Origin of the sequence: Flavobacterium sp. (assembly GCF_027483985.1) — a bacterium.
Classification (GTDB): domain Bacteria; phylum Bacteroidota; class Bacteroidia; order Flavobacteriales; family Flavobacteriaceae; genus Flavobacterium.
The window spans coordinates 211,935-223,836 of record NZ_JAIXTJ010000020.1; the positions used below are offsets into that span (position 1 = coordinate 211,935).

Below are 11,902 nucleotides of genomic sequence, written 5' to 3' on the forward strand. Positions count from 1 at the left end.
TTACTTTAATTTTTTTAAGAATTCTTCAAAAACACCATTATTGGTAAAAATCACACCTTGCTTATCTATTACAGGAATTCCTAAATTAGAAGTACTTATTCCGGCAGCTTTTAATTTGGTTAACATTTCTCGCAGCGCTTCAGCATTTTTATCAATATCAAAAAAAATGAATTCGATGTTGTTTTTTTTCAGATAATCTTTAGTATCAATACAATGATGACACTCATTACTACCATAAACAATCATCACTTTTTTTGATGTTTCTTGTGCGGACAACTCTGTTTGAAAAAGAAAAGTAAAAAAGAAAACTAAGAGTGCTAATTTTTTCATTTTTGATATTTTTAATAATTCCTAATTTAAAAATAATTCCCATACCAGCTTTCACTGATATAGGAATTATCAAAATTAAACATGAACTTTTTTATTAGAATCTATAAGCTATTGTTAATGAAGTTGTTCTTCCGTTAATAGATCTAGCTCTAACTATATTGTCTGTATTTTCAGTAATACTTCCTTCTTCAACTTCTGTGATACCAATAGTATCAAAAACGTTATTAATGTTTAATGAAGCAGAAAGACCTTTAGTTAATTCAAAATTGATGAATGGATTAACATAAGCATATCCTGGCATTACTAACTTATTGTCATCTTGTGCGTAAGCTTTAGTTGTTCCGATTACTGAGAATCCAAGATTGTGTTGTTTGCTACCTCCGAATTTCAAAGCTGGAACGATGTTGTAGATAAAATCTGCTTGTCTACGAGGCTTGTTTCCATTTAACGCTGGAGTTACAACATCATCAGCAATTTCTGCTTTAGTATAAGTAACACTTCCGTTTACAGAGAAGCTTTTCACTCTATAGTTTCCTTCTAATTCTAAACCATAAGAATTGTATTTTCTTTGGATTTGTCTGATTCCACCACCAACACCACCAAAATCCCAGTTTTGTTCAGATACATTAGCATAAAATGCTGTAGCATAAATTGCAGAGTTTTGACCTTTTCTTTTGAAACCTAATTCTGCTTGGTTTACCATATCAGCACTTAAACCAGGAACTGCAGAACCATCGTTTAATACGTTTGGTCCGAAAAGTAAACGATCAGCATTAGCTCTACCACCACGACTATATCTTGCAAAAACAGATTGGTTGTTATTTAACAAATAATTTCCACCGAAAGAGTAAGAAACATAATCATAATCGTAGTTAATTGGTTTTCTGTTAGCATTATCTACAACTGAAACATTAACTTCTGGTCCTTGAATAGTGCCATTATTATCAACATCTAAATTAAGTGCTTGCGTTGCACCTGCATAAGAACCACGAGCTTTTCCAGAATCAAAACGGAAACTAACATCGAAATTGAATTTTTCAGTAAACTTGTACTGACCCGCAACATAAGGAGCCGTTACATCATAATTAGCATCATAGTTTCTTGTACAACAGTTACCCCAAAATGGAACACCATAAGCATATAAACCATTAACAGAGTTTGGTCCAGCATTTAACAAAGCTGCATTCTCACCTTTAACTTCTAACAAATAAGAATTCCATAACCAAGACATGTTGATGTTTTGGAATGCTTTATAATATCCTAAAGTCAAATCAAAGTCTCCGAATTTTTTAGTCAATTTCATATCATTTGTAAAGTTGTTGAAATTGTTGATTTCAGTATCAAATGTATGAATTCTCATCACTAAAGCATTGTTATTAAAAACCTGACCTGCAGATGGACCGTTAGCATAAGTTAAATTTGGAACAGAAAAACCTGTTGCAATTGAACCTGCAGTTGCTACTTCTGCTGGAAATGGAGATACGAATCTACCATTGTGATAATTTTGTCTAAAACGCTCTTCAACTTTCCAGTCATTACCCAAGTCAAATTTCATTTCTCCACCAAAAGAAGTTGCTACCGGACGCATTCCATCTGCTAAGTTACTTCTTCTTCTTTCGCCATCAGCACCCATAGTTAAGTTGTCTAAAAAGTAAGGACTGTGTGGTGTATCGTGACGGATATCAAAATTAGCCAATGAACTCCAATTTGGATTAGCATTTGTTCCTGATACTTTTACAGGCATTGGTAAATAACCTATTGATCTATCATTTAAATATTTAAAATACAAACGAACATAACCTTTTTCAAATTCTTTAGTCATATTAGCTTTAAATTGACCTCCTAAATTTGCAGTATAACCAGCATTTCTTGGTCCTTCACCTTGACGGAAGAAACCACCAACGTGAAAACGTAAAGTTTCAGAAATAGGAGAACCATATTCAAAATCAGTTCTGTTATTTCCAAAATCAACTCCAATTGATTGCATTAATGAACCACCTTCTCTTTTACCATCTTTACTGATAAAGTTGATGATACCTGCAGGAGAGTTACTTGCTAAAGTAGAAGCTGAACCTCCTCTAATTGCTTCAACTCTGCTAATTGTTTGATCATTTCTTACAAATATATCAGCATTACCGAAAGCTACGTCACCAAATTGCATCACAGGCATTCCGTCTTCGTGAAGTTGTAAAAATTTTGCACCACCAGAAGCAATTGGAATTCCACGAACAGTAATGTTTGCATTACCTTCTCCTCCAGTTGATTCTGATTTGATACCAGGTAATAATCTAAACAATTCTGCGGTTGCTCTTGGCGCACCTTGCTCAATTTGAGCAACAGAAACAGAACTAATAGAAACACTCGATTGAATTTTTGAGCGCGGATTAATTACTCCAGTTACTACAACTTCTTCAAGAGAAGTTGCTTCTTGCTCTAATTGTAGGTTAGCAACTGTTGCGCCGCTGATGGTAACTTCTTTCTTCAAGGTTTTCATACCAATATAAGAAACCGTTACCGTTGTTGATCCGTTTGATAAGCCAGAAATAGCATAATTACCATCCGAATCGGTAGTTGTAGCTTTTTGCGAAACCGAAACATTTGCGCCAGAAACAACATTTCCTTTGTCATCGGTAACTTTTCCGCTCAAACTACTTTGTGAGAAAGCACTATTAAACAACAAAAGTGCTGTTAAGAATAGTAAGTTCTTCAAAAATAAAGTACTTTTTTTCATTTTTAAATAATTATTTGATTAGTAAATTTAGTTAATAATAATTCCGAAATTATATTTTTAATTATTAATAAATTGAATTTTTAGCATCGAAAACGTTTTCGAAACGAACGAAAACGTTTTCGATTTTATATTTAAATTTTTTTTTACCATATTTGTTAAATGAAAGAGACTACTTTAAAACAAATTGCAGAAACCTTAGGCATATCGATTACAACAGTTTCTAAAGCTTTAAAAAATTATCCTGACGTAAGTGAAAAAACAAGAAAAAAAGTTTTAGAACTTTCACAGGAACTGCATTACACCCCAAACAGTTTTGCTGTAAACCTCAGAACAAAAGAATCGAGAACAATTGGATTAATTATACCCGAAGTTGTGCATCATTTTTTTTCAAATGTCATTAATGGAATTATAGCTGAAGCAGAGAAAAACGGATATTTAGTAATTATTTTACAATCTAATGAATCGCTTGAACTAGAGAAAAAACAAGTTGAACTTTTAATCAACAAAAGAGTTGATGGTATCATTATGTCGCTTTCTAACGAATCAAATGATGATGAGCACATCAAAGAAATTTTGAAAAGAGAGATTCCCTTTGTACAATTTGACAAAATTTCGAAATTTATACCGAGTTCAAAAGTTATAATTAACGATCAGAAAGCGGCATTTGAGGCCACAGAACATCTTATAAAAAAAGGATGCAAAAAAATTGCCCATATTCGCGGACCTGTGAATCCACAAAATTCGATCGATCGATTTTTAGGATATAAAAAAGCGTTGGAACATTATGGAATTCCGTTTGATTATAACCTGATTTACACTTGCAAAAATGTAACATTTGAAGAGGGAAAATTATTTGCAGAACAACTATTAAAAGAACACGAAAACATTGATGGTATTTTTGCTATTACCGATTTGGTTGCAGTGGGTGTGATTGCCCATTTCAATGAAAACAATATTAAAGTTCCTGAAGAAATAAAAGTAATTGGCTTTAGTAATTGGTTTATGTCGCAAGTAATAACGCCAAAATTAAGTACTGTAGATCAACCGAGCTTTGAAATGGGAATACAATCCTTTCTTTTATTGTTGGAAGAAATAAATTCTAGAAAAGAAATTCTAGAATTTAAACCAAGAATAATAGAATTAGAAACTAGTATTATTGAAAGAGAATCTACTTCAAAAAAGTAATATTTCGCTTAAAACCTTCAAACTTTGTTCGTTTAACGGCCGAATTTTTAAAAACCTTATTAAAAGTATCGTTAGTAATTTCTTCCCAATCTTTTTTTGAGAAAGACAATAATTCTTTATTGGGATTAAATAAAGGTTCGTTGTGCGGTTTTGAAAAACGATTCCAAGGACATACATCTTGACATACATCACAACCGAAAGCCCAATCATTGAATTTACCTTTCATTTCAACTGGTAAATTATCTTTTAACTCAATGGTATAATAAGAAATGCATTTACTACCATCGACAATGTAGGGAGAAACTATTGCTTCCGTCGGACAAGAATCTATGCAAGCAGTACAAGTGCCACAGTGATCGGTTGTTGGCGTATCATATTCTAAATCTAAATCGATAATTAGTTCAGCAATAAAATAAAACGAACCTACTCTTTGAGTAATTAGGTTACTATTTTTTCCAATCCATCCTAATCCGCTTTTTGCGGCCCAAGCCTTATCAAGAACTGGAGCAGAATCAACAAAAGCACGACCATTTACCACACCAATTTCCGATTGAATAGAAAATAAAAGCTCTTGTAATTTTTCTTTTATCACAAAGTGATAATCCTGACCGTAAGCATATTTTGAAATTTTATAACTATCTGCATTTTGTTCTTCCGAAGGAAAATAATTTAAAAGTAAAGAGATTACGCTTTTAGAATCATCAACAAGAAGTTTAGGATTTAATCGTTTATCAAAATGATTTTCCATATAGGACATTTCACCATTAAGATTTTGTTTTAACCAACTTTCTAATCTTGGAGCTTCCTCTTCTAGAAATTCGGCTTTAGAAATACCACAAGAAAGAAAGCCGAGTCTTTTAGATTCGGCTTTTATAAACTTGCTGTATTTTTCTTTATTTTCAATCACAATTAAAACAATCCTCCTTGAATGTTTGTTTTTATTTTACCTAAATGCTTATATGCTTTTTCAGTAACTTCTCTACCTCTCGGCGTTCTGATTATAAATCCTTCTTGAATTAAAAATGGTTCATACACTTCTTCAATTGTTTCGCCGCTTTCTGAAACAGCAGTTGCTAAAGTCGAAAGACCAACAGGACCACCTTTGAATTTATCAATTATCGTTGTTAAAATTTTATTATCCATTTCATCTAAACCGTGAGCGTCAACATTTAAAGCTTGAAGCGAATAACGAGCAATTTCAATATCAATTTTACCATTACCTTTTATTTGCGCAAAGTCACGTACACGACGAAGCAACGCATTGGCAATTCTTGGTGTTCCTCGGCTTCTTCCAGCAATCTCAATGGCAGCTTCCATAGTTATTGGCATTCTCAGGATGGCTGAACTCCTTTGAACTATAGTAGTAAGAAGCTCGGTATTATAATACTGTAATCTACTTTGAATTCCGAATCTAGCTCTCATTGGAGCGGTTAATAAACCGGATCGAGTGGTTGCGCCAACTAGCGTAAAAGGATTAAGATTGATTTGAACAGTTCGTGCGTTTGGACCTGATTCAATCATAATATCAATTTTAAAATCCTCCATTGCAGAATACAAATATTCCTCAACAACGGGACTCAAACGATGAATTTCATCAATAAACAACACATCTCTTTCCTCTAAATTTGTAAGCAAACCAGCTAAATCTCCTGGCTTATCGAGCACTGGACCTGATGTTATTTTTATTCCAACACCTAATTCATTAGCCAAAATATTAGCTAAAGTAGTTTTACCTAAACCTGGTGGACCATGAAATAATGTATGATCTAAAGCTTCGTTTCTTTGATTTGCTGCTTCAACAAAAACCTTTAAATTATCTAAAACTTGATCTTGACCGGTAAAATCATCAAAAGACAAAGGCCTCAATTTCTTTTCTAAATCAAGTTCATCGGAATTATAGCCAGAATTTGTTGGATCTAAATTTTCGTTCATACTACAAATATATAACAAAGTTATAAGTAAAAAAAAATGCCTCTCATAAGAAAGGCATTAATTATATTGAAAGTTTATATTAATGGTGTAAAACTTCTTCACCTGGTTTCATCGGAACGTTTTGCGGAACAAAATCATCATCGTGACCTGGTTTACTATAGTCATATGGCCATCTGTGTACTTCAGGAATTTCACCTGGCCAGTTTCCGTGAATATGTTCAACTGGAGCAGTCCACTCAAGTGTATTCGATCTCCAAGGATTTTGCACAGCTCTTTTACCGTAGAATATACTTGAAAAGAAGTTATATAAGAAAACCAATTGAAATGCACCACCAACTAAAGCAAACATTGTAATGATAACGTTTACATCTTGTAAATCATCAAATAATGGGAAATTTGTATTAGTGTAGTAACGTCTTGGCAGACCAGCCATACCAATAAAATGCATTGGGAAGAACACTCCGTAAGCACAAATAGCAGTTACCCAGAAATGCACATAACCTAAGTTCTTATTTAACATTCTACCGAACATTTTAGGATACCAATGGTAAATACCAGCAAACATTCCATAAAGTGCAGAGATACCCATTACCAAGTGAAAGTGAGCAACAACAAAATAGGTATCGTGCACGTTAATATCTAGCGTACTGTCACCCAAAATAATTCCTGTTAATCCACCAGTAATAAACGTCGAAACTAAACCGATTGAGAATAACATTGCAGGGTTTAATTGCAAATTACCTTTCCATAAAGTAGTAATATAGTTAAAGGCTTTTACGGCAGAAGGAATAGCGATCAAAAGCGTTGTAAATGTAAATACAGAACCTAAGAAAGGATTCATACCTGAAATAAACATATGGTGACCCCAAACGATTGTAGATAAAAATGCAATTGCAAGAATCGACATAATCATAGCGCGGTAACCAAAGATTGGTTTACGTGCATTAGTTGCGATAACCTCAGATGTAATTCCAAGCGCAGGCAACAAGATGATATATACTTCAGGGTGACCCAAGAACCAAAATAAATGCTCAAACAATACAGGAGAACCACCTTGGTAATTCAATACTTCACCTGCTAAATAAATATCTGATAAAAAGAATGAAGTACCAAAACTTCTATCCATAATTAAAAGTAAAGCAGCTGATAATAAAACTGGAAAAGATATCACACCAATCACAGCAGTAATAAAGAAAGCCCAAATTGTAAGAGGCATTCTTGTCATTGTCATACCTTTTGTTCTTAAATTGATTACAGTCACAATGTAGTTAAGCGAACCCATTAAGGATGCAGCGATGAAAACTGCCATAGATACTAACCATAATGTCATACCTAAACCAGAACCAGCAATTGCTTGCGGTAAAGCACTTAACGGAGGATAAATCGTCCAACCAGCAGAAGCAGGTCCAGATTCAACGAAAAGAGATACTACCATAATGACACTTGATACAAAAAATAACCAATAAGAAACCATATTAAGGAATCCAGAAGCCATATCTCGTGCACCAAGCTGTAATGGGATTAATAAATTACTAAAAGTACCACTTAATGCTGCTGTCAAAACGAAAAATACCATTATAGTACCATGTATTGTAATCAATGACAAATATGCTTCGTTTGTCATAACTCCTTCTGGAGCCATTTTCTCTCCAAGGAAAAAACTAAATACTTTAAAAGATTGCTCTGGCCAAGCCAATTGCAATCTAAAAAGCAAAGACATACCAACACCCAAAATACCCATAAAAATACCAGTCAAAAGATATTGCTTAGCAATCATCTTATGATCTATACTAAAGATATACTTTGTGATAAAAGTATCTTTGTGGTGGTGTTCATGATGATCATCGTGGTGATCATGACCGTGATTATCGTGTTCGTGACTCATATTATAAAATATTATTATATTCTTTATTTTTTCATAGGAACTTCAGCAACTGCTGTAGTATCATTTTTTGTCGCTGTTGAATCCGCTTTTACAGGATTTTCTTCAGCTAATTTTGCAGCAGCTTCTTCAGCAGCGGCAGCTTTAACAGATTGAACTAATTTAGTTTTTTCATTCAACCATTTTTTGTAATCAGACTCATTGTCAACTACAACCTTCATCTGCATATTGTAGTGTGAAGAACCACAAATTTTGTTACATAACAAAAGGAAATCAAATTGATATGGATCTAAAGCAGTTTTACCTTCGGCAACTAGATCTTTACTTTTTCTTTCTCTAATATTATTGATATTAGCAACTTTTTCTGTCATTTCTTTTGTATCTCTCATCTCATCTGTCGTCATCGATGGCGTAAATGCAAACTGAGTAACCATACCAGGAACACAATTCATTTGAGCTCTAAAGTGCGGCATGTAGAAAGAGTGTAATACATCTTGAGAACGCAATTTAAAAATTACTTTTTTCCCTTTAGGTAAATGTAATTCATCAGTAACAATATCATCTTGAGCATTAGGATCAGCCAAATCAACTCCTAAAGTGTTAACACCTTCAATTAATCTAACGTTTGCTTTACCAAGAACATTATCAGCACCAGCATATCTTGCAGTCCATTTAAATTGTTGTGCATATACTTCTATGACGATAGGCTTTTCTTCTTTCTCATTTACAAACATAATATCTGTCCAAGAATATAAACCGAAGAAAATTAAAACCGCTAAAACAATAGCTGGTATCGAACTCCAAATAAATTCTAATTTATTGTTATCAGAAAAATAAGTAGCTACCTGACCTTTTTTTCCACTATACTTATAACCAAAATAGTGTAGCAATGCTTGCGTGATAGTTTGAACCACAAAAATAAGCATCATTGAAATCCACATCAACTGGTCTACATCTTTACCATGTTCTGAAGCTGAATTGCTCATTAAAGGAAAACCGCCATATTTAACAACACATATAATTGTTATTAAATAAATAAAACCTAAGAAACCAAATAATAAATAACCATTTATTTTATTATCGTTATCATCAGCTACCTGAGAATCATCAGCTTGTTTACCAACTTGAGTTAGATCAAAAATTTTAGTTAGTTGCCATAAAGCAACCGATAATAAAACTAAAACAAGAAGTACTAAAATACTTGTCATTTGTTCTTTTCTTTAAATATTAATAATGAAAATGTTTACTTTCTTCGATGAAAGGGTTACGTTTTGGAGTAAGTGGAACTTTAGATAAAGCAGTAAATACAACAAAAATAAACAATCCTAAAAAGAATAATACTGAAGCTATTTCAGATACACCAATGAACCACTGGTCGCCAACTGTTGCAGGCATAACCATATTGAAGAAATCAACATAATGACCGAACAATATTACAACTCCAGCGCCAACAATAATTGGAGCAATTCGTTTAAAATCAGTGTTGATTAAAACTAACAATGGAAATATAAAATTCATAACAACAGCTCCGAAGAAAGGTAAGTTATAGTGCTCAATTCTTGTTATAAAATAAGTTATCTCTTCAGGAATATTTGCGTACCAAATAAGCATAAATTGAGAAAACCATAAATACGTCCAAAATACACTGATACCAAACATAAATTTAGATAAATCATGAATGTGACTAGAATTCACATTTTCAAGATAACCTTTTGATTTCAAGTAAAGAGTAACCATTGAAATAGTAGTAATACCACTTACGAAAAAGCTCGCAAAAACATACCAGCCAAACAATGTACTGAACCAGTGAGGATCAAAAGACATCAACCAGTCCCACGACATAATAGATTCAGTAACAATAAAGAAAACTAAAAATCCAGCTGAAAGTTTAAAATTCTTTTTATAAAAAGTATTATCATTTGCCTCATCTTGTGCCAAACAATTTTTTCTTGATAAATGACGGTACAGATTCCAACCTATTAAAAATACTGCTGCTCTAATCAACCAAAAAGTAACATTTAGATAACCAGACTTACCGGCAATTAATTTATCATAGTTTTCGTGACCAACCTCAGTTACGCCATCTTCCATCCAAACAAACAAATGATTTAAATGAAGAGCTGATAAAACTAATAAACCGAAGAAAATTAAAGAACCAACAGGTAGATAAGCTGTAATACCTTGCATAACTCTAAATAAAACAGGAGACCAACCTGCTTGAGCCACTTGCTGAATTGCATAAAATGCCAAAGTACCCAAAGATATTAACATAAAAAATATACAAGCAACATACAATGCCGACCACGGTTTGTTTTGCAACTGATGAAAAACGTGTTCTACGTGTTCTTTATGTTCTTTTTCTAAATCAGCTTTCGATGTAACGTGTACAGCTGCTTTATGATTATCGTGATGCTTCTCTTCTGCTACGGCAACAACAGTATGACTTACAGAATCCGCTGATGTTGCATTATGTAAACTATCGGTAGCAACTTCTTCCACCTTAGCTTCTTTTTCAACTTTATGTGTAGCAATGACCTCATGAGAACTGTGAGCTTCAACTTTAGCACCGTGACCACTATGATGACTTTCTGCAACTATTTTTTCGACTTCTTCTATAGTTTTGGGAGCAGATAAAAAACCATACACTATACCAACTAATCCTAAAATCATTAGAACAAGCGCTGTGTTTTTTAAACCTTTTGAAAATGTGTACATATCTATAACAATCTGTTTGTTCTACAATTATAATTGACTTTTAAGTTTCATAACATAAGCTGAAACCATCCAACGCTCTTCTTGATTTAACTGAGTTGCATAAGAACCCATTGAATTCAAACCAAAATTAATTACGTGATTCACGCTACCTTCAGTAATTGGTCTATCGGCGTAACTAGGAACACCCAAAAACTTACCTTGTGTAACTAATTTACCTTTACCATTACCTTCATTACCGTGACAAATAGCACAATAAATAACATAAAGTTCCTCAGCTTTTTTCATATCAATCTTTGACGCGTCCAGCGGAGACTTGGAACTAATTTTAGAGGCTTCATATCCTTCAGGTGAATTTGGAAACTCATAAGGAACATAACCTCTTTTAATTGTTCCAACTGCAGGTAACTGACCTTCTTTACCTTTTAACCCGTTAACTGAATTAAAAGCATTTGATTCTGAATAAGTTTCATAAGCTACCGACTCATACATATTTGGCATGTACTGATAGTTAGGTGAAGCATTATCTTTACAAGATGAAAAAGATACTAGTAAACTTAGTGCTAATGTGATTTTTAAAATACTTTTCATGACTGTTTAGTGCTTATCAATTACTTTAACTTCGACTGCACCTGTATTTTTTAAAAATGAAGTTAATTCCTCTTCATTGTTATTTACAGCTACTTCCATCAAGAAATGATCGTCTGTTGTTCTAACATCAGGATTTTCTGCTTGTTTAAATGGCCATAATTTACTTCTCATATAAAAAGTAATAACCATTAAGTGTGCTGCAAAAAATACTGTCATTTCAAACATAACCGGAACGAAAGCAGGCATATTTTGAATATAACTCATACTTGGCTTTCCACCGATATCTTGCGGCCAATCTTGAATCATAATATAATCCATCATTGTAGTTGCAACAGTGATACCAATACAACCGTATATGAATGCACAGATTGCAAGTCTAGTTGGCGCTAAACCCATAGCTTTATCCAAACCGTGAACAGGAAATGGAGTAAAGACTTCTTCAATATGATGATGTGCTTTTCTTGTTTGCTTTACAGCATCCATTAAAATATCATCATCATTGTATATTGCGTGTATAACTTTATTACTCATAACAAATA

General features: G+C 33.2%; 10 protein-coding genes. 1 reads left to right on the forward strand and 9 read right to left on the reverse strand.

Translation table 11 applies throughout. From position 1 onward, the window contains the following. Together Q0050_RS04880 and Q0050_RS04885 are read right to left on the reverse strand one after the other, a co-directional pair. Positions 1 to 330, reverse strand: a complete 330-nt coding sequence (locus Q0050_RS04880) for a glutaredoxin family protein (protein WP_298392885.1) — start codon at positions 328 to 330, stop codon at positions 1 to 3. A 94-nt stretch (positions 331 to 424) separates the two neighbouring features. Then, entirely contained in the window at positions 425 to 3,061 is a 2,637-nt protein-coding gene (locus Q0050_RS04885) for a TonB-dependent receptor (protein WP_298392886.1), read from the reverse strand. A gap of 159 nt (positions 3,062 to 3,220) precedes the next feature. Here Q0050_RS04885 and Q0050_RS04890 point away from each other — a divergent pair, with 159 nt between their 5' ends. Continuing rightward, positions 3,221 to 4,246, forward strand: a complete 1,026-nt coding sequence (locus Q0050_RS04890; RefSeq protein WP_298392887.1) for a LacI family DNA-binding transcriptional regulator — start codon at positions 3,221 to 3,223, stop codon at positions 4,244 to 4,246. Here the strand turns inward: Q0050_RS04890 and queG are convergent. The 7 genes from queG to Q0050_RS04925 form a co-directional block, all read right to left on the reverse strand. Continuing rightward, positions 4,230 to 5,153 (reverse strand): tRNA epoxyqueuosine(34) reductase QueG, encoded by a 924-nt coding sequence (gene queG, locus Q0050_RS04895; protein WP_298392888.1) that lies wholly within the window; start codon positions 5,151 to 5,153, stop codon positions 4,230 to 4,232. The two genes, Q0050_RS04890 and queG, sit on opposite strands and share 17 nt — an antisense overlap. Before the next feature lie 2 nt (positions 5,154 to 5,155). After that, a complete protein-coding gene (gene ruvB, locus Q0050_RS04900) occupies positions 5,156 to 6,178 on the reverse strand; it encodes a Holliday junction branch migration DNA helicase RuvB (RefSeq protein ID WP_298392889.1) in 1,023 nt (340 codons plus the stop codon). A 79-nt stretch (positions 6,179 to 6,257) separates the two neighbouring features. After that, positions 6,258 to 8,063, reverse strand: coding sequence for a cbb3-type cytochrome c oxidase subunit I (locus Q0050_RS04905; protein ID WP_298392890.1), 1,806 nt, complete (start codon positions 8,061 to 8,063; stop codon positions 6,258 to 6,260). A 23-nt stretch (positions 8,064 to 8,086) separates the two neighbouring features. After that, a complete protein-coding gene (locus tag Q0050_RS04910) occupies positions 8,087 to 9,268 on the reverse strand; it encodes a cytochrome c oxidase subunit II (RefSeq protein ID WP_298392891.1) in 1,182 nt (393 codons plus the stop codon). 19 nt (positions 9,269 to 9,287) lie between these two features. Next, complete coding sequence (locus Q0050_RS04915) at positions 9,288 to 10,775, reverse strand: quinol:cytochrome C oxidoreductase (RefSeq protein WP_298392892.1); 1,488 nt, start codon at positions 10,773 to 10,775, stop codon at positions 9,288 to 9,290. A 27-nt stretch (positions 10,776 to 10,802) separates the two neighbouring features. Continuing rightward, positions 10,803 to 11,363 (reverse strand): cytochrome c, encoded by a 561-nt coding sequence (locus tag Q0050_RS04920; protein WP_298392893.1) that lies wholly within the window; start codon positions 11,361 to 11,363, stop codon positions 10,803 to 10,805. A gap of 6 nt (positions 11,364 to 11,369) precedes the next feature. Then, positions 11,370 to 11,894, reverse strand: coding sequence for a DUF3341 domain-containing protein (locus Q0050_RS04925; protein WP_298392894.1), 525 nt, complete (start codon positions 11,892 to 11,894; stop codon positions 11,370 to 11,372). Positions 11,895 to 11,902: the final 8 nt, after the last annotated feature.